Below are 21,785 nucleotides of genomic sequence, written 5' to 3'. Positions count from 1 at the left end.
GTGGCGTACGTGGTGTACGCCACCGGGGATTTGCTGCGTCGCCGCCTTCCTGCAGCTCGAATTATTGAAGGTTATGGCTGGCGGTGTGGAATTAAGCGGTCAGACGGCTGGCGTCTTGCGCGATGACCAGTTCTTCGTTGGTCGGGATAACCACGGCAGGACGGGTGCCTTCTTTGTTGATGAAGCCAGACTTGCCGAAACGGGCAGCCAGGTTACGTTCGTGGTCAACTTCGAAGCCCAGGACGCCCAGTTTGCCCAGCGACAGTTCACGCACCATCGCGGCGTTTTCACCGATACCGCCGGTGAAGATAACGGCGTCGAGACGACCGTCCATCAGCGCGGTGTAGGAGCCGATGTATTTCGCCAGGCGGTGGCAGTAGACATCCATCGCGCGTTTAGCGTCGGCTTTTTCCTGGTAGTTGTCTTCCACGTAGCGGCAGTCGCTGGTGACTTCGGTCAGACCCAGCAGGCCGGACTCTTTGGTCAGCATTTTGTTGATCGCGTCAACGCTCATGCCCAGGGTGTCGTGCAGATGGAAGATGATTGCCGGGTCGATGTCGCCGGAGCGGGTACCCATCACCAGACCTTCCAGCGGCGTCAGCCCCATAGAGGTATCAACGCATTTACCGTTACGGATAGCGGAAACAGAACCACCGTTGCCGAGGTGGCAGGTGATGATGTTCAGCTCTTCCACCGGCTTGTTCAGGATCTTAGCGGCTTCCTGAGTCACATAGAAGTGGCTGGTGCCGTGCGCGCCGTAACGACGAACGCCATGCTCTTTGTACAGGCTGTACGGCAGGGCGTAGAGATAGGATTCTTCCGGCATGGTCTGGTGGAACGCCGTATCGAATACGGCCACGTTTTTGTCTTTCAGATGCGGGAAGGATTTCAGCGCTTCAGCGATGCCGATCAGGTGTGCCGGGTTGTGCAGCGGTGCGAAAGACGCTGCGTCTTTAATACCCTGAATCACAGACTCGTCGATCACCACGGAGCTGGTGTATTTTTCACCGCCGTGTACGATACGGTGGCCGATTGCGGTCAGCTGAGCAGACAGTTCTGGTTTTTGTGCCAGAATAGTGTTAACGATAAAGTTCAGTGCTTCACTGTGCGCGGCACCGGCGCCTAATTCAGCTTCTTGTTTGCCGCCGTCAATTTTCCATTTGATACGGGCTTCCGGCAGGTGGAAGCATTCCGCTAAACCGGACAGATATTCGTCGCCGTTAACGGCATCAAGGATAGCAAATTTCAGAGAGGAGCTACCGCAGTTCAGAACCAGTACTAACTTACTCGACATGGAAGTACCTTTTTATGATACGTGGCTAAAAAAACGTCAGTGTGTCATTAGCGTAGCGCAGGATGACCTCGACATTTATGATTAACATCATGCCTTGTTCTGTTTTCGGGCACGATGAGAGAAGTACATTTGATTTTATGCCATTTTGCATAATTTTCAGCCAATGGCAGAATATGCGATAATTTGACTAGCCTGGCAAAAGAGTCTATCCGCCCTTTCAGGCGGGCACAGGATACCTGATTGCGGCATCCTTTGCCAAAATCTTTTGAACGATGTCATGCATAGTTGGTGTTTTGCACGAATTTTTTAAGTTTTATATGTAAAGTTGAGGTAAAGCCATGTCGACCCCTGAGAAACGCCCCGTTAGCTTCTTTAGCTTGTTCAACCGCGGGCAGCATTACGCAAAGACCTGGCCTCTCGACAAGCGCCTCGCGCCGGTGTTTATCGAAAACCGCATTATTCGTGCCACCCGCTATGCTATCCGTATCATGCCGCCGATCGCCATTTTTACGCTGTGCTGGCAGATAGCCCTGGGCGGCCAGCTGGGTCCCGCCGTCGCCACCGCGCTGTTTGCCCTGAGCCTGCCGATGCAGGGATTATGGTGGTTGGGTAAGCGTTCGGTCACACCGCTACCGCCCTCCATTCTCAACTGGTTTTACGAAGTGCGCGGCAAACTGCAGGAGGCGGGGCAGGCGCTGGCGCCGGTCGAAGGCAAGCCCGATTATCAGGCGCTGGCTGACACGCTTAAGCGCGCCTTCAAACAACTGGATAAAACTTTCCTTGATGATTTGTAATTCACTACGGAAAACGCATATAAAAGAAGGCGCATGATTTATGCGCCTTCTTTATTTCACGCCCTACCGTGCTACAGGAGTCACAACATGGAAATGACCAATGCGCAGCGTCTGATTTTATCCAATCAGTACAAAATGATGACGATGCTCGACCCGGACAATGCGGAACGCTACCGTCGTCTGCAAACCATCATTGAGCGTGGGTATGGGCTGCAGATGCGCGAACTGGACCGCGAGTTTGGCCAGCTGACGGAAGAAACCTGCCGTACCGTTATCGATATCATGGAGATGTACCACGCGCTACATGTCTCCTGGACCAACCTGAAAGACGCGGCGGGTATCGACGAGCGTCGGGTTACCTTCCTCGGATTTGATGCCGCCACCGAAGCGCGTTTTCTCGGCTATGTACGCTTTATGGTCAATATTGAAGGCCGCTACAGCCATTTTGACGCCGGCACTCATGGCTTTAACTCGCAGACCCCGATGTGGGAGAAATATCAGCGGATGCTGAGCGTCTGGCACGCCTGTCCGCGCCAGTATCACCTGAGCAGTAATGAAATTAACCAAATTATCAATGCCTGAGGGAGGTGCCCGTGCAGTGTAAAGGTTTCCTGTTCGATTTAGACGGGACGCTGGTGGATTCCTTGCCGGTGGTGGAGCGTTCATGGTGTAAGTGGGGCGATCGTTTCGCCATTGACCATGATGAAATTCTCAGTTTTATTCACGGCAAGCAGGCCATTACCTCTATTCGCCATTTTATGCCGGGTCGTAGCGAGGAGGATATCCAGGCCGAATTCCGCTTCCTCGAGCAGATTGAAGCCACTGATATCGAGGGCATTGTCGCTCTGCCGGGGGCGTTAACCCTGCTGAGTACCCTCAATGAGGCTGGGATCCCATGGGCGATTGTCACTTCCGGGTCGGTGCCGGTTGCCCACGCGCGTCATCGCGCGGCAGGCCTGCCGATGCCGGAGGTCTTCATCACCGCTGAGCAGGTAAAACACGGAAAACCGGCGCCGGACGCCTATCTGCTGGGCGCCGAGCGGCTGGGACTACCGGCCGATCAGTGCGCGGTGGTAGAAGATGCGCCGGCGGGGTTGCTCTCCGGCCTGGCGGCGGGGTGTCGCACCATCGCGGTCAACGTGCCTGCCGATGCCCCTCGACTGGATGAAGCCGACCTCGTGCTGAGTAGCCTGGACGATCTGGTGATCGAACGCCAGGCGGACGGCTATGTTAATGTGCGTCTTAAAGCGTAAACGTATGATTTCGCCCCGCGTTGCCGGGGCTTTTTTATGCCACTATGTCGACTCCCACTTGTGACAAGGAAACGTTGTGAACGGTGAATTGATTTGGGTTTTATCCCTTCTGGCTATCGCGGTTGTGCTGTTTGCTACCGGCAAGGTGCGCATGGATGCTATCGCCCTGATGGTCATTGTCGCCTTCGTCCTCAGCGGCACGCTGACGCTGAATGAAGCCTTTTCCGGGTTCAGCGATCCTAACGTGATCCTGATTGCCGCCCTGTTTATTATCGGTGATGGCCTGGTGCGTACCGGGGTGGCCACCAAGATGGGGGCGTGGCTGGTGAGTGTGGCGGGCAACAGCGAAACCAAGATGCTGGTTTACCTGATGCTCACCGTCGCCGGGCTGGGTGCGTTTATGAGTTCAACCGGGGTGGTCGCCATTTTCATTCCGGTAGTGCTCAGCGTGTCGGCGCGGATGAATACCTCTCCCTCGCGGCTGATGATGCCGCTGAGCTTTGCCGGACTTATCAGCGGGATGATGACCCTGGTCGCAACGCCCCCCAACCTGGTGGTCAACAGTGAACTGCTGCGCGAAGGGCTGCACGGCTTCAGTTTTTTCAGCGTCACGCCGATTGGCCTGGTGGTGCTGATCCTGGGCATCGTCTATATGCTGGCGGTGCGCTTTATGCTGAAGACAGAGAATGGCGAATCCGCGCGTGATGGCCGTAAAAGAAGCACCTTCCGCGATCTGATCCGCGAATATCACCTCACTGGCCGCGCCCGCCGGCTGGCGATCCGTCCTGGTTCGCCGATGATCGGCCAGCGTCTTGATGATTTAAAACTGCGTGAGCGGTACTGTGCCAACGTCATCGGCGTCGAACGCTGGCGGCGGTTCCGTCGGGTGATTGTTAACGTCAACGGGGTATCGGAATTCCGCGCCCGCGACGTCCTGCTGATCGATATGTCCGCCTCCGATGTCGACTTACGCCAGTTCTGTGGTGAGCAGATGCTCGAGCCGATGGTGCTGCGCGGCGAGTATTTTGCCGATCAGGCGCTGGATGTGGGCATGGCGGAGGTGTCGCTGATCCCGGATTCGGAGATGATTGGTAAAACGGTGCGTGAGATAGCGTTCCGCACCCGGTTTGGTCTCAATATCGTCGGCATGAAGCGCGATGGCGAGGCGATGGATGGTTCCGTGGTCGATGAGCCGCTGCAGCTCGGCGATATCCTGCTGGTGGTCGGCAACTGGCGGCAAATTGCCCTGCTGGCGAAGCGTGGGCGTGATTTCGTGGTGCTCAATATGCCGGTTGAAGTGGATGACGCTTCGCCGGCACACAGCCAGGCTCCGCACGCGATTTTCTGTCTGGTGTTGATGGTAGCCCTGATGCTCACTGATGAAATTCCCAACCCGATTGCCGCGATCATCGCCTGCCTGCTGATGGGCAAATTCCGCTGCATCAACGCCGAAAGCGCCTATAAGGCGATCCACTGGCCAAGCATTATTTTGATTGTCGGGATGATGCCGTTTGCCCTGGCGTTGCAGAAAACCGGCGGGGTAGATCTGGTGGTCAAGGGACTGATGGACGTCGCCGGAAGCGAGGGGCCTTATCTGATGCTCGGCTGCCTGTTTGTAATGTGCGCGGCGATAGGCCTGTTCATCTCTAATACCGCGACCGCGGTCCTGATGGCGCCTATAGCCCTGGCAGCAGCGAAGTCAATGGGGGTGTCGCCCTATCCCTTCGCCATGGTGGTGGCGATGGCGGCTTCGGCGGCGTTTATGACTCCGGTTTCCTCGCCGGTCAACACCCTGGTGCTTGGCCCGGGTAAGTATTCCTTCAGCGACTTTGTGAAGATTGGCGTGCCCTTCACCGTACTGGTGATGGTGGTCTGCGTGCTGCTGATCCCGGTACTGTTTCCGTTTTAAGGGTGTCAGGCCGGGTAGGGCGCAACCGCTGCCCGGCCTGAAAAATTACAGTGGCGAATCCTGACTTATTTCATCCAGCGACAGCTGGAAGCTCGGGACAAACACCTGCATAAAGTAATCCATCTCTGCGCTTCGCCGCGACGCCAGCGTCTTTTCCAGACGGCCTTTGGCCAGCAGAAATTCGTTGTTACCCGCAGACAGCTCTTCGAGGCACTTCAGGTAAGCGCAGAGGGCGTCAGCCTGTTTAACGATCGACTGCTCTTCCTCACTGTAGTGATGCTCATCAATCAGCGGCTCGAAAATATCGCGCAGCTCGTCAGGGACCATATCCACCAGCTTTTGCTGAGCAATTTTCTCAATCGCCTTATATTCCTGGGCAATCTGGGAGTTGAAATATTTCACCGGGGTAGGGAGGTCGCCAGTTAATACTTCGGAGGCGTCATGGTACATCGCCAGCAGGGCGATACGTTCGGCGTTGACCTGGCCGCCAAATTTGCGGTTTTTAATTGCCGCCAGCGCATGGGCGACCATCGCCACCTGCAGACTGTGTTCGGAGACATTTTCGGTGCGCACGTTGCGCATCAGCGGCCAGCGGTTAATCAGTTTCAGGCGGGAGAGGTGGGCAAAGAAATGACTCTGACTCATAGGAACCCTTAATCAGTGACAACATCGGGTTCCATTGTGCGCAGGGATCGCCGCCGGATGCAAATGCCGGCGGCGTAGCGATTAAAGCTGGTGGTAGCCGGAGAGGAAGCGGCCAAAGCGGGAGATCGCCATCTCCAGGTCGTCTTCACGAGGCAGCGTCACAATGCGCACATGATCCGGCCACGGCCAGTTGAACGCGGTACCCTGCACCAGCAGGACTTTCTCCTGCAACAGGAAGTCGAGCACCATTTTCTGGTCGTCGTGAATATTGAAGCGTTTGGCATCGATTTTCGGGAACATATACAACGCGCCTTTTGGCTTCATGCAGGAGACACCCGGAATATCGTTGATCAGCTCCCAGGCGCGGTTGCGTTGTTCATACAGGCGCCCGCCGGGAATGATGAATTCGCTGATACTCTGGTAACCGCCCAGCGCCGTCTGGATAGCATGCTGTGCCGGCACGTTGGCGCACAGACGCATCGACGCCAGCATCTCCAGGCCTTCGATATAGCCCTTCGCGTGTTTTTTCGGGCCATTCAGCACCATCCACCCCTGACGGAAGCCGGCAACACGGTAGGTTTTCGACAGTCCGTTAAAGGTCACGGTCAGCAGATCCGGCGCCAGAGCAGCAATTGAGTGATGCTGGGCTTCGTCGTAGAGGATCTTATCGTAGATCTCATCGGCGAAAATAATCAGGTTATGCTGCCGGGCGATCTCGACGATCTCCTGCAGCAGTTCTTTGGAATAGACCGCGCCGGTGGGGTTGTTGGGGTTAATGATGACGATCCCGCGGGTGCGCGGCGTGATTTTTGCGCGGATATCGTAAAGATCCGGGAACCAGTCAGCGGATTCGTCACACAGATAGTGGACCGCTTTGCCACTGGAAAGCGACACCGCCGCCGTCCACAGTGGGTAGTCCGGCGCGGGAACCAGCATCTCATCGCCGCTGTTTAACAGCGCCTGCATCGCCTGCACAATCAGTTCGGACACGCCGTTGCCGATGTAAATATCTTCTACCGTGACATCACGCATTCCCCGGGCCTGGTAATGCTGCATGATGGCTTTGCGCGCCGAATACAACCCTTTCGAATCGCAGTAACCCTGGGCAGTAGGCAGATTGCGGATGACGTCGACGAGGATCTCGTCAGGGGCCTCGAAGCCGAATGGCGCCGGGTTGCCGATGTTCAGTTTCAGAACTTTATTGCCTTCTTCCTCAAGACGTTTCGCTTCTTTCAGAACCGGGCCACGGATGTCGTAACAGACGTTCTCTAACTTGCTGGATTTTTCGATGGGGGACATGAATCTTGACCTTTTAGCTGTTATCGCCACTCCCTGCCGTGGAAGTCAGCACGGAACAATGTACTCCGCATCCCCGCTGTTTTGAAGGCTTTGCAGGAGAAGATTTTGCTAACGCAGGATTTTAAGCGTAATTGATTTATCTGCCGCTTACGGTTTTATGTTGTAGGTTATACCTGCTTATGATGCTTTTTTTGGTCGTATATGTAGACCATATGCCTTTTTTGCCATCATTTATCTGGTTTGTTTGTGTGACGAAGGGGCGAACGAAGAATGTTGGCAGACTAAACAACGCTATCCTTAATACAATAGGGACTGATTTGTAATTTTGATGTTAAATAATATCAATAAAAAACAGTCCGCGGGGGCATTATTATTATTTTTGACAGGTAATAATCTGAGGTTTGTTAATTTATATAAAACGTTGAAAAAAATTTAAAATTATCTGAGTTAATCCTTATTTAGGCTTATAAAAAGGGCGAGAATCGGTTAGAATATCGCCGTTAATATCAGTGATAGCCGGTAAGCACTCCGGTTGGATTGATGTTTAATATATTGTTATTACAGGATTTTATTGTTCATTCTTCCCTGTGTGAACGCGCGGTGGAAGAGAGACTTTCTCACCACCACTGGCCGCTTTTCCGGAGCGACGCATGACACCTGGCTGGCCGTGGTAATAAATAACAATGAGAAATACGAACAATATATTACTCCGTGGTTCTGCGCATTTGCCCAGACGAGTACTTTGGCATGTAATAACGTTCGTCCAGTTGTTTATCCGCCATCTGACGGTGAGCACGAGGCTCAGGGAATAGCCGGAAACCTGGCGTAAAGCATCAACAAGGCAGGTCAGCGTTAGCCACCTGTAAGTGAAGAAAGATGATTAATACAACACGTCCGATACTCAACCTTGATCTCGATCTGCTGCGCACCTTTGTGGCGGTCGCTGATTTGAACACCTTCGCCGCCGCCGCCGCCGCAGTGTGTCGTACCCAGTCCGCGGTCAGCCAGCAAATGCAACGCCTGGAGCAGCTGGTCGGCAAAGAGCTTTTCGCCCGTCACGGGCGTAATAAACTGCTGACTGAGCAAGGCATCCAGCTACTGGGCTATGCCCGCAAGATCCTGCGTTTTAACGATGAAGCCTGCATGTCGCTGATGTATGGCAGCCTGCAAGGTGGATTGACCATCGGCGCGTCGGAAGAAACGGCCGATACCATCCTGCCGTTTTTATTAAACCGCATCGGCTGCTTCTATCCCAGAATGACGCTGGAGATCAAAGTGCATCCCCATGCCGCCATCATGGCGATGCTGGCCGAGGGGCGGGTGGATCTGGCGCTGACCACCCATCAGCCTCCCGGCTTTACCTCTTTCATCCTGAGAACGTCACCGACCCTCTGGTACTGTGCGGCGGAATATGTGCTGGCGAAAGGGGAGTCTATTCCCCTGATCCTGCTCGAAGAGCCAGGTCCATTCCGCCAGGATATTATTGCCGCGCTGGAGGCGGCCCGCGTCCCATGGCATCTGGCCCATGGCGCTTCGTCTCTCTCCGGGGTGAAAGCGGCGGTCAAAGCCGGGCTGGGCGTCACCGCGCGACCCGTCGAAATGATGAGCCCCGATTTGCGCGTGGCTGGCATCAGCGATGGATTGCCTGGCCTGCCGGATACCCGGTATGTGGTCAGTTGCAATCCGCAGACGGTGAGCGAGCTGCCGCAGGTGATTTTTCAGTCACTGAGTCAGGAGAGCGACCCCTGGCGAACGGGCCCGGCACTTACTCCGCAAGAGGGAGATAACACCTTCATTTTGTGAGGGCAATTTTGCTAACAAAGATCACAAAAACTGGTAACAGAATGTAAGTGCACAAAAAGAGCCTCAGGGGCGGGTTTCCCGCCTGCTGGCTCTTTTTTTTGCACTATTATTGATGTTTTGAATGTTTATTTTATTTCTTTACTGAAAAATCAGGATATTAGCGTGACCTGGCGCTCACCTTGTCGACTTTTCCCTGCACTTTCAACACTTCCTGCTAATGTTAAAAAACCGGACGGATTGTTGCCGATTTCCTGGGGTAATTAACAAAACCGTGTCACAGATCAAGAAAATACCCCTCTTTGGGGGGAGGAATCGAGGCTAAATCCTGTCAAAATAGAAGGGATTTTTGATTTACGACGGAAACGGACACGATTCAACAACACTAAAACCGAACAGTATGCAAGGTTATTTCGCATAAAAGGGCATTTAATGTTAATGAAAAGATTCCAATGTAAATTAATGTTATGAAAACTTTTGTTAAAGTTGACAAAAGGTTAAAGAAAGGGGTAAAAAGCCACGGCATCTGGGCTTCTCACATCAACCAGGGACGCTTTTTTGCACGGTTTTTTTTATTCCTCCCGTGAAACGCTGTGGCGTTCATCTGCCAGTAAGAGCAGAGGGTTTTGGCGCTACACTTTTTTGGTTAAGCAATGCGTATGTCAACATCCACTGAAGTCATCGCTCATCATTGGGCATTCGCTATATTTCTCATCATCGCTATCGGCCTGTGCTGCCTCATGCTCGTCGGCGGCTGGTACCTTGGCGGTCGCGCGCGCGCGCGTAGCAAAAACACGCCGTTTGAATCGGGGATTGACTCCGTTGGTTCGGCCCGCTTACGTCTTTCTGCGAAGTTTTATCTGGTTGCCATGTTCTTCGTTATCTTCGACGTGGAAGCCCTGTATCTCTACGCATGGTCGACTTCTATCCGCGAGAGCGGCTGGGTCGGCTTTGTGGAAGCCGCAATTTTCATTTTAGTGCTACTGGCTGGTCTGGTTTATCTCGTTCGCATCGGCGCACTGGACTGGACGCCTGCGCGTTCCCGTCGCACGCTGGTTAACCCGGAAACAGACAGTCCCACTAACCGTCATATGCAGTAAAAGCGAGGCAATAAGATGGATTATACGCTCACCCGCATAGATCCTAACGGTGAGAACGACCGTTACCCCCTGCAGAAACAGGAGATCGTCACCGACCCCCTGGAGCAGGAAGTCAATAAAAGCGTGTATATGGGGAAACTCGAGCACGCGCTGCATGACATGGTGAACTGGGGCCGTAAGAACTCAATTTGGCCGTATAACTTCGGCCTTTCTTGCTGTTATGTGGAAATGGTGACGTCATTCACTGCGGTGCATGACGTTGCGCGTTTTGGGGCAGAAGTTCTGCGCGCCTCTCCGCGTCAGGCGGACCTGATGGTGGTCGCTGGAACCTGCTTTACCAAAATGGCGCCGGTTATTCAGCGTCTGTACGATCAGATGCTGGAGCCGAAGTGGGTGATCTCTATGGGCGCCTGCGCTAACTCCGGCGGCATGTACGACATCTACTCCGTCGTCCAGGGCGTGGATAAATTCATTCCGGTCGATGTGTACATCCCGGGCTGCCCGCCGCGTCCGGAGGCCTATATGCAGGCGCTGATGCTGCTGCAGGAGTCCATTGGTAAAGAACGTCGTCCGCTCTCATGGGTGGTTGGCGATCAGGGCGTTTATCGCGCCAATATGCAGTCGGAACGCGAGCGTAAACGCGGCGAACGTATTGCAGTGACCAATCTGCGGACGCCGGACGAGATTTAATTTGCGCCTGCGGGCGGGAGTACCACTTCGCAAATCAATCTACAACAACGCGAAGTCTCGCCCGGCAGTCACCACGGACCTTTTGCAATGGTGAACAATATGACCGATTTAACCGCGCATGACGCCGCACCAGCCTGGCAAACCCGCGATCACCTTGATGACCCGGTGATCGGCGAACTGCGCAACCGCTTTGGGCCGGATGCCTTTACCGTTCAGCCAACCCGCACCGGCGTACCGGTGGTGTGGGTGAAGCGTGAGCAACTGCTTGAGGTGGGTGATTTCCTGAAGAAATTGCCGAAGCCTTACGTGATGTTGTTTGACCTGCACGGCATGGACGAACGTCTGCGCACCCACCGCGATGGCCTGCCCGCCGCGGATTTTTCCGTTTTCTATCATCTGATTTCTATCGACCGCAACCGCGACATCATGCTCAAGGTGGCGCTGTCTGAAAACGATCTGCATCTGCCGACTTTCACCAAACTGTTCCCCAACGCCAACTGGTATGAGCGTGAAACCTGGGAAATGTTTGGCATGACCTTCGATGGCCACCCGAACCTGCGCCGTATCATGATGCCGCCGACCTGGGAAGGCCACCCGCTGCGTAAAGACTATCCGGCGCGCGCTACCGAATTCGATCCGTTTGAGCTGACCAAAGCCAAGCAGGATCTGGAGATGGAAGCGTTGACCTTCAAACCGGAAGAGTGGGGCATGAAGCGCAGCACCGACAACGAGGACTTCATGTTCCTCAACCTCGGTCCGAACCACCCGTCTGCCCACGGTGCATTCCGTATTATTCTGCAGCTGGATGGCGAAGAGATCGTCGACTGCGTACCGGACATCGGTTATCACCACCGCGGCGCCGAGAAGATGGGCGAGCGTCAGTCCTGGCACAGCTACATCCCGTATACCGACCGTATTGAATACCTCGGCGGCTGCGTCAACGAGATGCCGTACGTGCTGGCGGTGGAAAAACTGGCCGGGATCACCGTGCCGGATCGCGTGAACGTGATCCGCGTGATGCTCTCCGAACTGTTCCGCATCAACAGCCACCTGCTGTATATCTCGACCTTTATTCAGGACGTCGGCGCGATGACGCCGGTCTTCTTCGCCTTTACCGATCGGCAGAAAATTTACGATCTGGTGGAAGCGATTACCGGGTTCCGTATGCACCCGGCGTGGTTCCGCATCGGCGGTGTCGCGCACGATCTGCCGCGCGGCTGGGATCGCCTGCTGCGTGAATTCCTCGAGTGGATGCCGAAGCGTCTGGACTCCTATGAGAAGGCCGCCCTGCGCAACACCATTCTGAAAGGCCGTTCCGTCGGCGTGGCAGCCTATACCGCCAAAGAGGCGCTGGAGTGGGGCACCACCGGCGCAGGCCTGCGCGCCACCGGTATCGGCTTCGACGTGCGTAAATGGCGTCCTTATTCTGGCTATGAAAACTTCGACTTCGAAGTCCCGACCGGGGGCGGCGTCTCTGACTGCTACACCCGCGTGATGCTGAAAGTCGAAGAGCTGCGCCAGAGCCTGCGCATTCTTCAGCAGTGCCTCGATAACATGCCGGAAGGCCCGTTCAAAGCGGATCACCCGCTGACCACGCCGCCGCCGAAAGAGCGCACGCTGCAGCATATCGAAACCCTGATCACCCACTTCCTGCAGGTATCGTGGGGCCCGGTGATGCCGGCCAACGAATCCTTCCAGATGATTGAGGCGACCAAAGGGATTAACAGTTACTACCTGACCAGCGACGGCAGCACCATGAGCTACCGTACCCGCGTGCGTACGCCGAGTTTTGCGCATCTGCAGCAGATCCCGTCGGCGATCCGCGGCAGCCTGGTATCCGACCTGATCGTCTATCTGGGTAGTATCGATTTTGTTATGTCAGACGTGGACCGCTAATTATGCACGAGAATCAACAACCACAAACCGAGGCTTTTGAGCTGAGTGCGGCTGAGCGTGAGGCTATTGAGCACGAGAAGCACCACTACGAAGACCCGCGTGCGGCGTCCATCGAAGCGCTGAAAATTGTCCAAAAACAGCGCGGCTGGGTGCCGGATGGCGCGATCTATGCGATCGCCGATGTGCTGGGGATCCCGGCCAGCGACGTCGAAGGCGTGGCAACATTTTACAGCCAGATTTTCCGTCAGCCGGTTGGCCGTCACGTGATCCGCTACTGCGACAGCGTGGTGTGCCATATCACCGGTTATCAAGGTATTCAGGCTGCGATTGAGAAGAAGCTCAATATCAAGCCAGGGCAGACCACCTTCGATGGCCGCTTCACGCTGCTGCCGACCTGTTGCCTGGGCAACTGCGACAAGGGACCGACCATGATGATTGATGAGGATACTCACAGTCATCTGACGCCGGAGGCAATTCCTGACCTGCTGGAGCAGTACAAATGAAAACCGTAATTCGTACTGCGGAAACGCATCCGCTCACCTGGCGTCTGCGCGACGACAAGCAGCCGGTATGGCTGGACGAATATCGCAGCAAAAACGGTTACGAAGGGGCACGTAAAGCCCTGACCGGGATGGCGCCGGATGAGATTGTCACGGCGGTAAAAGACGCTGGCCTGAAAGGGCGCGGCGGCGCGGGCTTCTCCACGGGTCTGAAGTGGAGCCTGATGCCGAAAGACGAATCCATGAACATCCGTTACCTGCTGTGTAACGCCGATGAAATGGAGCCGGGCACCTATAAAGACCGTCTGCTGATGGAGCAGCTGCCGCACCTGCTGGTGGAAGGCATGCTGATCTCCGCGTTTGCGCTGAAAGCGTACCGCGGCTACATCTTCCTGCGCGGCGAATATATCGAAGCGGCCCAGCATCTGCGTCGCGCGATTGCCGAAGCCACTGAAGCGGGCCTGTTGGGGAAAAACATCCTTGGCACCGGGTTTGACTTCGAACTGTTTGTGCACACCGGGGCAGGGCGCTATATCTGCGGTGAAGAGACGGCGCTGATCAACTCCCTGGAAGGCCGCCGTGCTAACCCGCGCTCCAAACCGCCGTTCCCGGCGAGCTCCGGCGTGTGGGGCAAGCCGACCTGCGTCAACAACGTGGAAACCCTGTGCAACGTGCCGGCGATCCTCGCCAACGGCGTCGAGTGGTACCAGAACATTTCCACCAGCAAAGATGCTGGCACCAAGCTGATGGGCTTCTCCGGCCGGGTGAAGAATCCAGGCGTCTGGGAGCTGCCGTTCGGCACCACCGCGCGTGAGATCCTCGAAGATTACGCCGGCGGCATGCGCGATGGTCTGAAGTTTAAAGCCTGGCAGCCGGGTGGGGCAGGGACCGACTTCCTGACCGAAGCGCACCTCGATCTGCCGATGGAGTTCGAAAGTATTGGTAAAGCGGGCAGCCGTCTGGGCACCTCGCTGGCGATGGCCGTTGACCACGAGATCAACATGGTCTCGCTGGTGCGCAACCTTGAAGAGTTCTTTGCCCGCGAGTCCTGCGGCTGGTGTACGCCGTGCCGTGATGGTCTGCCGTGGAGCGTGAAGATCCTGCGCGCCCTGGAGCGCGGCGAAGGCCAGCCTGGCGATATCGAAACGCTTGAGCAACTGTGTCGATTCCTGGGCCCGGGTAAAACCTTCTGCGCGCACGCGCCGGGCGCAGTCGAACCGCTACAGAGCGCGATTAAATATTTCCGCGAAGAATTCGAGGCTGGCATTAAGCAGCAGTTCAGCAATACCCATGCAATCAACGGGATTCAGCCGAACCTGCTTAAGACGCGCTGGTAATCAAAGGTTTTTTATTTTTGGAAGCACGCAAATGGCTACGATTCATGTAGACGGCAAAGAATACGAGGTCAACGGGGCGGACAACCTGCTAGAGGCTTGTCTCTCTCTTGGTCTTGATATTCCCTACTTTTGCTGGCACCCGGCGCTAGGGAGCGTCGGTGCTTGCCGCCAGTGTGCGGTGAAGCAATATCAGAACGCGGAAGACACGCGTGGTCGCCTGGTGATGTCCTGTATGACTCCGGCATCCGACGGCACCTTTATTTCTATTGACGACGGCGAAGCGAAGCAGTTCCGCGAAAGCGTGGTGGAGTGGTTGATGACTAACCACCCGCACGACTGCCCGGTCTGTGAAGAAGGGGGCAACTGCCACCTGCAGGATATGACGGTGATGACCGGCCATAGTTTCCGCCGCTATCGTTTCACCAAGCGTACCCACCGCAATCAGGATCTGGGGCCGTTTATTTCGCACGAAATGAACCGCTGCATCGCCTGTTACCGCTGCGTGCGCTACTACAAAGATTATGCCGACGGCACCGACCTGGGCGTCTATGGCGCGCACGACAACGTCTACTTCGGTCGCCCGGAAGATGGCACCCTGGAAAGCGAGTTCTCCGGCAACCTGGTGGAAGTCTGCCCGACCGGCGTCTTCACCGACAAAACGCACTCCGAGCGTTACAACCGTAAGTGGGACATGCAGTTTGCGCCGAGCATCTGCCAGCAGTGTTCCATCGGCTGCAACATCAGCCCGGGCGAACGCTATGGCGAGCTGCGTCGTATCGAAAACCGCTATAACGGGACCGTTAACCGCTACTTCCTCTGCGACCGCGGTCGCTTCGGCTATGGCTATGTCAACCTGAAAGACCGTCCGCGTCAGCCGGTGCAGCGCCGCGGCGACGATCTGATCACTCTCAACGCCGAGCAGGCGATGCAGGGCGCGGCAGATATCCTGCGCCAGTCGAAGAAAGTGATCGGTATTGGCTCCCCGCGCGCCAGCATCGAAAGCAACTTTGCGCTGCGTGAGCTGGTGGGCGCCGACAACTTCTATACCGGCATCGCCAAAGGCGAACAAGCGCGCCTGCAGATGATGCTGAAAGTGCTGCGTGAAGGTGGGGTCCATACCCCAAGCCTGCGCGATATCGAATCCTACGATGCGGTACTGGTGCTGGGCGAAGACATTACCCAGACCGGCGCGCGCGTGGCCCTGGCAGTCCGCCAGGCGGTGAAAGGGAAAGCACGCGAAATGGCAGCGGCGCAGAAAGTAGCCGACTGGCAGATCGCCGCGATCCTCAACATCGGGCAGCGCGCCAAGCACCCGTTATTCGTCACCAACATCGATGACACCCGCCTGGATGACATTGCCGCGTGGACCTACCGCGCGCCGGTGGAAGATCAGGCGCGTCTGGGCTTCGCTATCGCCCATGCGCTGGATGACAGCGCGCCGGCGGTTGATGGCCTGAGCCAGGACCTGAAGGGTAAGGTTGACGTGATTGTCCAGGCGCTGGCCGGGGCGAAAAAACCGCTGATTATCTCCGGTACTAACGCTGGCAGCATGGAGATCATCCAGGCCGCCGCTAACGTCGCAAAAGCCCTGAAAGGCCGCGGCGCCGACGTCGGCGTGACCATGGTCGCCCGCGCGGTGAACAGCGTCGGTCTGGGCATGATCGGCGGCGGCTCGCTTGAAGAGGCGCTGGACGAACTGGAAAGCGGCGCCGCCGACGCGGTTATCGTGCTGGAAAACGACCTTCACCGTCATGCTTCCGCCGCGCGCGTTGACGCTGCGCTGGCGAAAGCCCCGCTGGTGATGGTGGTTGACCATCAGCGCACCGCGATTATGGACAAAGCGCACCTGGTGCTCTCTGCCGCAAGCTTTGCGGAAAGCGACGGGACTGTGGTGAACAACGAAGGCCGCGCCCAGCGTTTCTTCCAGGTTTACGATCCGGCTTACTACGATGCGAAAACCGTGATGCTGGAGAGCTGGCGCTGGCTGCATTCGCTGCACAGCACCGTCAACAACCGTCAGGTTGACTGGACGCAGCTGGACCACGTCATCGATGCGGCGATTGCCGCGCTGCCGCAGCTGGCGGGCATTAAAGATGCCGCGCCGGATGCGACCTTCCGCATCCGCGGTCAGAAGCTGGCGCGTGAACCACACCGCTACAGCGGCCGCACGGCGATGCGCGCCAACATCAGCGTGCACGAGCCGCGTCAGCCGCAGGATAAAGACACCATGTTCGCCTTCTCCATGGAAGGGAACAACCAGCCGTCCGCCCCGCGTTCGCAGATCCCGTTCGCCTGGGCGCCGGGCTGGAACTCCCCGCAGGCATGGAACAAGTTCCAGGATGAAGTGGGCGGGAAACTGCGCCACGGCGATCCGGGTGTTCGACTGTTTGAAGCGTCCGCCAACGGGCTGGAGTATTTCACCGCGGTGCCGGCCAGCTTCCAGGCGGAAGAGGGCAAATGGCGTATCGCGCCGTATTACCACCTGTTTGGTAGCGATGAGCTGTCACAGCGCGCGCCGGTGTTCGAGAGCCGGATGCCTGAGCCGTACATCAAGCTGAATCCGGCGGATGCCGCGAAGCTGGGCGTTAACGCGGGGGCAATGCTCTCCTTTAGCGTGGAAGGCCAGACCCTGCGTCTGCCGCTGGTTATCTCTGAAGGCCTGACCGCAGGACAGGTTGGCTTACCGATGGGCATGCCGGGCATTGCGCCGGTGCTGACCGGATCGCGTATTGATTCACTGCAGGAGGCGAAAGCATGAGCTGGTTAACGCCGGATCTTATCGACATTCTGTTAAGCATCCTGAAGGCCGTGGTCATTCTGCTGGTGGTCGTCACCTGCGGCGCGTTCATGAGCTTCGGCGAGCGTCGTCTGCTCGGCTTGTTCCAGAACCGCTACGGACCTAACCGCGTCGGCTGGGGCGGTTCGCTGCAGCTGGTCGCTGACATGATCAAGATGTTCTTCAAAGAGGACTGGATCCCGCGCTTCTCCGATCGCGTGATCTTTACTCTGGCGCCGGTTATCGCCTTTACCTCGCTGCTGCTGGCCTTTGCTATCGTGCCGGTCAGCCCGACGTGGGTGGTGGCTGACCTGAACATCGGCATCCTGTTCTTCCTGATGATGGCAGGCCTGGCGGTCTATGCGGTGCTGTTCGCCGGCTGGTCGAGCAACAACAAATACTCGCTGCTGGGGGCGATGCGTGCTTCCGCGCAGACCCTGAGCTACGAAGTGTTTCTCGGTCTCTCCCTGATGGGCGTGGTGGCGCAGGCGGGGTCATTCAATATGACCGATATCGTCAACAACCAGGCGCATCTGTGGAACGTCATTCCGCAGTTCTTCGGCTTCGTCACTTTCGCCATCGCCGGCGTGGCGGTGTGTCACCGTCACCCGTTCGACCAGCCGGAAGCGGAGCAGGAACTGGCCGATGGTTACCACATTGAATATTCCGGCATGAAATTCGGTCTGTTCTTCGTCGGTGAATACATCGGTATCGTCACCGTTTCAGCGCTGATCGTCACGCTGTTCTTCGGCGGCTGGAATGGCCCGTGGTTACCACCTTTCATCTGGTTCGCGCTGAAAACCGCGTTCTTCATGATGATGTTCATTTTGATCCGCGCATCATTACCGCGTCCGCGCTATGACCAGGTAATGTCCTTTGGCTGGAAGGTATGCCTGCCGTTAACGCTGGTCAACTTGTTGGTAACGGCGGCTGTCATTCTCTGGCAGGCGCAATAAGGGGTGAATTGAACATGACCTTAAAAGAATTATTGGTGGGGTTCGGCACCCAGGTCCGTAGTATCTGGATGATTGGCCTGCATGCCTTCGCCAAACGTGAAACCCGGATGTATCCGGAAGAGCCGGTCTATCTGCCGCCGCGCTACCGCGGCCGCATCGTGCTGACCCGCGATCCGGACGGTGCAGAGCGCTGCGTTGCCTGTAACCTGTGTGCGGTAGCCTGCCCGGTGGGCTGTATCTCGCTGCAGAAAGCAGAGACCAAAGATGGCCGCTGGTATCCGGAGTTCTTCCGCATCAACTTCTCACGCTGCATTTTCTGCGGCCTGTGCGAAGAAGCGTGCCCGACCACGGCGATCCAGTTGACCCCGGACTTCGAACTGGGTGAATACAAGCGTCAGGATCTGGTGTACGAAAAAGAGGATCTGCTGATTTCCGGTCCGGGCAAATACCCGGAATATAACTTCTACCGGATGGCGGGTATGGCAATCGACGGCAAAGATAAAGGTGAAGCGGAAAACGAAGCTAAGCCAATCGACGTCAAGAGCCTGTTACCGTAAGGAGAGGGCAATGGAATTCGCTTTTTATATCTGTGGCCTGATAGCCATCCTCGCAACCTTGCGGGTCGTCACCCACACCAATCCGGTGCATGCGCTGCTGTACCTGATTATTTCGCTGCTGGCGATTGCCGGGGTGTTCTTTTCGCTGGGCGCTTACTTTGCTGGTGCGCTGGAAATCATCGTCTACGCCGGGGCCATTATGGTGCTGTTCGTCTTTGTGGTGATGATGCTCAACCTGGGCGGCAGCGAGATCGAACAGGAACGCAAATGGCTGCAGCCGGGGATCTGGATTGGCCCGGCCATCCTTTCCGCGGTGCTGCTGGTGGTTATCGTTTACGCCATCCTGGGCATTAACGACCAGGGTATCGACGGCGCGGCGATCAACGCCAAAGAAGTGGGTATTGCGCTGTTTGGGCCGTACGTCCTGGCGGTGGAGCTGGCCTCCATGCTGCTGCTGGCGGGCCTGGTGGTCGCCTTCCACATCGGCCGCGAAGAGCGTGCCGGCGAGGTGCTGAGCAACCGCGTGAACGACAGCGACAAAAGAAAAACGGAGGAACACGCATGATCCCCTTAACACATGGACTGATCCTCGCGGCCATCCTGTTTGTGCTTGGTCTGACGGGGCTGGTGATCCGCCGCAATCTGCTGTTTATGTTGATTAGCCTGGAAATCATGATTAACGCCGCCGCGCTGGCCTTTGTGGTGGCGGGTAGCTACTGGGGCCAGGCAGATGGTCAGATAATGTATATCCTCGCCATCAGCCTCGCGGCTGCGGAAGCGAGTATCGGCCTGGCGCTGCTGCTGCAGCTCCATCGTCGCCGCCAGAACCTGAACATCGATTCAGTAAGTGAGTTGCGTGGATGAACATGCTTGCCTTAACCATTCTTTTGCCATTGATTGGCTTTGTGCTGCTGGCCTTCTCCCGCGGGCGCTGGTCGGAAAACCTTTCCGCCACCGTTGGCATGGGGTCGGTAGGCCTGGCGGCGCTGGTCACCGCGTACGTTGGCGTCGACTTTTTCGCTAACGGCAAACAAGCGGTCAGCGTACCGCTGTGGAACTGGATGTCGGTCGGTGATTTCAACATCGGCTTCAACCTGGTGCTGGATGGCCTGTCGCTGACCATGCTCTCTGTGGTGACCGGCGTCGGCTTCCTGATCCACATGTTCGCCTCCTGGTACATGCGCGGCGAAGAGGGCTACTCTCGCTTCTTCGCTTACACCAACCTGTTTATCGCCAGCATGGTCGTTCTGGTACTGGCCGATAACCTGCTGTTGATGTACCTCGGCTGGGAAGGTGTGGGCCTCTGTTCTTACCTGCTGATCGGTTTCTACTACACCGATCCGAAGAACAATGCCGCAGCGATGAAAGCCTTCGTGGTCACCCGCGTCGGCGACGTGTTCCTCGCCTTCGCGCTGTTCATTCTTTATAACGAACTGGGCACCCTGAACTTCCGTGAAATGGTAGAGCTGGCGCCGCAGCACTTCGCTAATGGCAGCACCACGCTGCAGTGGGCGACGCTGATGCTGCTCGGCGGCGCGGTAGGTAAATCCGCTCAGCTGCCGCTGCAAACGTGGCTTGCCGATGCGATGGCTGGCCCGACGCCGGTCTCCGCTCTGATCCACGCGGCCACCATGGTGACCGCGGGCGTGTACCTGATTGCCCGTACCCACGGCCTGTTCCTGATGACGCCGGAAGTGCTGCATCTGGTGGGTATCGTTGGTGCGGTAACGCTGGTGCTGGCGGGCTTCGCCGCGCTGGTGCAGACCGACATCAAACGTGTGCTGGCTTACTCGACCATGAGTCAGATTGGCTACATGTTCCTCGCGCTGGGCGTACAGGCATGGGATGCGGCGATTTTCCACCTGATGACCCACGCGTTCTTTAAAGCGCTGCTGTTCCTGTCGTCTGGCTCGGTCATTCTGGCCTGCCATCACGAACAGAACATCTTCAAGATGGGCGGCCTGCGCAAATCTATTCCGCTGGTGTATGTCTGCTTCCTGGTGGGGGGCGCGGCGCTGTCCGCTCTGCCGCTTATCACCGCAGGCTTCTTCAGTAAGGATGAGATTCTGGCGGGCGCGATGGCCAACGGCCATATCAATCTGATGGTGGCGGGCCTGGTCGGCGCCTTTATGACCTCGCTGTACACCTTCCGTATGATTTTCATCGTGTTCCACGGTAAAGAGCAAATTCACGCGCACGCAGGGAAGGGGATTACCCATCATCTGCCGCTGATCGTTCTGCTGGTGCTGTCCACCTTTGTTGGCGCGCTGATTGTGCCGCCGCTGGAGGGCGTACTGCCGCAGACCACTGAGCTTGCGCACGGCAGCGTGATGACGCTGGAAATTACCTCCGGGATTATCGCGATTGCCGGCATCCTGATCGCCGCATGGTTGTGGCTGGGTAAACGTACCCTGGTGACCTCCATCGCCAACAGCGCGCCTGGCCGCTTCTTCGGTACCTGGTGGTTCCATGCCTGGGGCTTCGACTGGTTATACGACAAGGTGTTCGTGAAACCTTTCCTCGGGATTGCCTGGCTGCTGAAGAGCGATCCGCTGAATGCGTTGATGAATATCCCGGCGATTCTGTCCCGCTTCGCAGGCAAAGGTCTGCTGGTGAGCGAGAACGGTTATCTGCGCTGGTATGTGGCATCAATGAGCATCGGCGCGGTGGTGGTGCTGGCGCTGCTGATGGTATTGCGTTGAGTTTGAGGATTGGGATTGTTTCGCCCGGCGGCGCGGTGCTTGCCGGGCCTACGGGACCGTAGGTCGGGCAAGCGTTAGCGTCACCCGACAAAACAAGCCTCAATCCGAAGTGAATTTTCTGTGAGAATTCGTTGAAAATCAGGTCGTAAAGGACAGGCGTTATCGGCGAAGTCAGAGTGGACACCGCCTGCGCGGAGCAACCGGAGCGTATTAAAATGCGTGAGGATTGTGAGCACAGCCGACGTTCGCTATGACGAGTAAGATAGCCTGAACCGGA

General features: G+C 56.7%; 19 protein-coding genes. 16 read left to right on the top strand and 3 right to left on the bottom strand.

The genetic code is table 11. The features are described 5' to 3' along the window. Positions 1-91: 91 nt before the first annotated feature. Positions 92-1,294 (bottom strand): acetate kinase, encoded by a 1,203-nt coding sequence (gene ackA, locus A1WC_RS07620; RefSeq protein WP_008803940.1) that lies wholly within the window; start codon positions 1,292-1,294, stop codon positions 92-94. Between the two features lie 338 nt (positions 1,295-1,632). Here ackA and yfbV point away from each other — a divergent pair, with 338 nt between their 5' ends. The 4 genes from yfbV to A1WC_RS07640 all read left to right on the top strand — a co-directional run bounded on the left by yfbV (position 1,633) and on the right by A1WC_RS07640 (position 5,250). After that, positions 1,633-2,088 carry a terminus macrodomain insulation protein YfbV gene (yfbV, locus tag A1WC_RS07625; protein WP_002913194.1) on the top strand — a complete coding sequence of 152 codons (456 nt, stop codon included), beginning with the start codon at positions 1,633-1,635 and terminating at the stop codon, positions 2,086-2,088. 87 nt (positions 2,089-2,175) lie between these two features. Then, positions 2,176-2,670 (top strand): YfbU family protein, encoded by a 495-nt coding sequence (locus A1WC_RS07630; RefSeq protein WP_012540982.1) that lies wholly within the window; start codon positions 2,176-2,178, stop codon positions 2,668-2,670. An 11-nt stretch (positions 2,671-2,681) separates the two neighbouring features. Beyond that, positions 2,682-3,341 (top strand): sugar phosphatase, encoded by a 660-nt coding sequence (locus tag A1WC_RS07635; protein WP_008803942.1) that lies wholly within the window; start codon positions 2,682-2,684, stop codon positions 3,339-3,341. Positions 3,342-3,417: 76 nt separating this feature from the next. Then, the gene (locus tag A1WC_RS07640) at positions 3,418-5,250 is read left to right on the top strand and encodes an SLC13 family permease (RefSeq protein WP_008803943.1); all 1,833 of its coding nucleotides are present in this window, start codon (positions 3,418-3,420) and stop codon (positions 5,248-5,250) included. Between the two features lie 45 nt (positions 5,251-5,295). On the opposite strand, the gene yfbR is transcribed toward A1WC_RS07640, so the two are convergent. Both yfbR and alaA read right to left on the bottom strand, forming a co-directional pair. After that, complete coding sequence (yfbR, locus tag A1WC_RS07645; RefSeq protein ID WP_002913188.1) at positions 5,296-5,895, bottom strand: 5'-deoxynucleotidase; 600 nt, start codon at positions 5,893-5,895, stop codon at positions 5,296-5,298. 81 nt (positions 5,896-5,976) lie between these two features. Continuing rightward, a complete protein-coding gene (gene alaA, locus A1WC_RS07650) occupies positions 5,977-7,194 on the bottom strand; it encodes an alanine transaminase AlaA (protein WP_016161590.1) in 1,218 nt (405 codons plus the stop codon). 876 nt (positions 7,195-8,070) lie between these two features. Between alaA and A1WC_RS07655 the strand changes: the two genes are divergently transcribed. The 12 genes from A1WC_RS07655 to nuoL all read left to right on the top strand — a co-directional run bounded on the left by A1WC_RS07655 (position 8,071) and on the right by nuoL (position 21,508). After that, the gene (locus A1WC_RS07655; RefSeq protein ID WP_008803945.1) at positions 8,071-8,997 is read left to right on the top strand and encodes a LysR family transcriptional regulator; all 927 of its coding nucleotides are present in this window, start codon (positions 8,071-8,073) and stop codon (positions 8,995-8,997) included. A 650-nt stretch (positions 8,998-9,647) separates the two neighbouring features. After that, the gene (gene nuoA / locus A1WC_RS07660; protein WP_002913181.1) at positions 9,648-10,094 is read left to right on the top strand and encodes an NADH-quinone oxidoreductase subunit NuoA; all 447 of its coding nucleotides are present in this window, start codon (positions 9,648-9,650) and stop codon (positions 10,092-10,094) included. A 15-nt stretch (positions 10,095-10,109) separates the two neighbouring features. Continuing rightward, positions 10,110-10,784 (top strand): NADH-quinone oxidoreductase subunit NuoB, encoded by a 675-nt coding sequence (gene nuoB / locus A1WC_RS07665; protein ID WP_002913178.1) that lies wholly within the window; start codon positions 10,110-10,112, stop codon positions 10,782-10,784. A gap of 87 nt (positions 10,785-10,871) precedes the next feature. Then, on the top strand, positions 10,872-12,680 hold the full coding sequence (gene nuoC, locus A1WC_RS07670; protein ID WP_008803946.1) for an NADH-quinone oxidoreductase subunit C/D: 1,809 nt from the start codon (positions 10,872-10,874) through the stop codon (positions 12,678-12,680). A 2-nt stretch (positions 12,681-12,682) separates the two neighbouring features. Next, positions 12,683-13,183 (top strand): NADH-quinone oxidoreductase subunit NuoE, encoded by a 501-nt coding sequence (gene nuoE / locus A1WC_RS07675; RefSeq protein ID WP_002913160.1) that lies wholly within the window; start codon positions 12,683-12,685, stop codon positions 13,181-13,183. Beyond that, the gene (nuoF, locus tag A1WC_RS07680) at positions 13,180-14,517 is read left to right on the top strand and encodes an NADH-quinone oxidoreductase subunit NuoF (RefSeq protein ID WP_002913158.1); all 1,338 of its coding nucleotides are present in this window, start codon (positions 13,180-13,182) and stop codon (positions 14,515-14,517) included. The genes nuoE and nuoF overlap by 4 nt, the downstream gene beginning before the upstream one ends. A 31-nt stretch (positions 14,518-14,548) precedes the next feature. After that, positions 14,549-17,275, top strand: a complete 2,727-nt coding sequence (gene nuoG, locus A1WC_RS07685; RefSeq protein WP_008803947.1) for an NADH-quinone oxidoreductase subunit NuoG — start codon at positions 14,549-14,551, stop codon at positions 17,273-17,275. Next, the gene (gene nuoH / locus A1WC_RS07690) at positions 17,272-18,249 is read left to right on the top strand and encodes an NADH-quinone oxidoreductase subunit NuoH (protein WP_002913156.1); all 978 of its coding nucleotides are present in this window, start codon (positions 17,272-17,274) and stop codon (positions 18,247-18,249) included. The genes nuoG and nuoH overlap by 4 nt, the downstream gene beginning before the upstream one ends. A 14-nt stretch (positions 18,250-18,263) precedes the next feature. Then, on the top strand, positions 18,264-18,806 hold the full coding sequence (gene nuoI, locus A1WC_RS07695; protein ID WP_008803948.1) for an NADH-quinone oxidoreductase subunit NuoI: 543 nt from the start codon (positions 18,264-18,266) through the stop codon (positions 18,804-18,806). A gap of 10 nt (positions 18,807-18,816) precedes the next feature. Continuing rightward, complete coding sequence (gene nuoJ, locus A1WC_RS07700) at positions 18,817-19,371, top strand: NADH-quinone oxidoreductase subunit J (protein WP_004201743.1); 555 nt, start codon at positions 18,817-18,819, stop codon at positions 19,369-19,371. Further along, the gene (gene nuoK / locus A1WC_RS07705) at positions 19,368-19,670 is read left to right on the top strand and encodes an NADH-quinone oxidoreductase subunit NuoK (RefSeq protein ID WP_002913148.1); all 303 of its coding nucleotides are present in this window, start codon (positions 19,368-19,370) and stop codon (positions 19,668-19,670) included. Before nuoJ ends, nuoK begins: the two co-directional genes overlap by 4 nt. After that, complete coding sequence (nuoL, locus tag A1WC_RS07710; RefSeq protein ID WP_012540986.1) at positions 19,667-21,508, top strand: NADH-quinone oxidoreductase subunit L; 1,842 nt, start codon at positions 19,667-19,669, stop codon at positions 21,506-21,508. Before nuoK ends, nuoL begins: the two co-directional genes overlap by 4 nt. Positions 21,509-21,785 lie beyond the last annotated feature (277 nt).

Source organism: Klebsiella sp. KTE92 (assembly GCF_000398905.1).
GTDB lineage: Bacteria > Pseudomonadota > Gammaproteobacteria > Enterobacterales > Enterobacteriaceae > Klebsiella > Klebsiella variicola.
The sequence above is the reverse complement of the archived record's forward strand: the minus strand, read 5'-3'. Positions and strand labels throughout refer to the sequence as shown.

What these genes read in the sequence shown, in the direction of transcription:
- ackA (WP_008803940.1), bottom strand. Translation starts at nt 1,294, where the DNA reads ATGTCGAGTAAGTTAGTACTGGTTCTGAACTGCGGTAGCTCCTCTCTG.
- yfbV (WP_002913194.1), top strand. Translation starts at nt 1,633, where the DNA reads ATGTCGACCCCTGAGAAACGCCCCGTTAGCTTCTTTAGCTTGTTCAAC.
- A1WC_RS07630 (WP_012540982.1), top strand. Translation starts at nt 2,176, where the DNA reads ATGGAAATGACCAATGCGCAGCGTCTGATTTTATCCAATCAGTACAAA.
- yfbR (WP_002913188.1), bottom strand. Translation starts at nt 5,895, where the DNA reads ATGAGTCAGAGTCATTTCTTTGCCCACCTCTCCCGCCTGAAACTGATT.
- alaA (WP_016161590.1), bottom strand. Translation starts at nt 7,194, where the DNA reads ATGTCCCCCATCGAAAAATCCAGCAAGTTAGAGAACGTCTGTTACGAC.
- A1WC_RS07655 (WP_008803945.1), top strand. Translation starts at nt 8,071, where the DNA reads ATGATTAATACAACACGTCCGATACTCAACCTTGATCTCGATCTGCTG.
- nuoA (WP_002913181.1), top strand. Translation starts at nt 9,648, where the DNA reads ATGCGTATGTCAACATCCACTGAAGTCATCGCTCATCATTGGGCATTC.
- nuoB (WP_002913178.1), top strand. Translation starts at nt 10,110, where the DNA reads ATGGATTATACGCTCACCCGCATAGATCCTAACGGTGAGAACGACCGT.
- nuoC (WP_008803946.1), top strand. Translation starts at nt 10,872, where the DNA reads ATGGTGAACAATATGACCGATTTAACCGCGCATGACGCCGCACCAGCC.
- nuoE (WP_002913160.1), top strand. Translation starts at nt 12,683, where the DNA reads ATGCACGAGAATCAACAACCACAAACCGAGGCTTTTGAGCTGAGTGCG.
- nuoF (WP_002913158.1), top strand. Translation starts at nt 13,180, where the DNA reads ATGAAAACCGTAATTCGTACTGCGGAAACGCATCCGCTCACCTGGCGT.
- nuoG (WP_008803947.1), top strand. Translation starts at nt 14,549, where the DNA reads ATGGCTACGATTCATGTAGACGGCAAAGAATACGAGGTCAACGGGGCG.
- nuoH (WP_002913156.1), top strand. Translation starts at nt 17,272, where the DNA reads ATGAGCTGGTTAACGCCGGATCTTATCGACATTCTGTTAAGCATCCTG.
- nuoI (WP_008803948.1), top strand. Translation starts at nt 18,264, where the DNA reads ATGACCTTAAAAGAATTATTGGTGGGGTTCGGCACCCAGGTCCGTAGT.
- nuoJ (WP_004201743.1), top strand. Translation starts at nt 18,817, where the DNA reads ATGGAATTCGCTTTTTATATCTGTGGCCTGATAGCCATCCTCGCAACC.
- nuoK (WP_002913148.1), top strand. Translation starts at nt 19,368, where the DNA reads ATGATCCCCTTAACACATGGACTGATCCTCGCGGCCATCCTGTTTGTG.
- nuoL (WP_012540986.1), top strand. Translation starts at nt 19,667, where the DNA reads ATGAACATGCTTGCCTTAACCATTCTTTTGCCATTGATTGGCTTTGTG.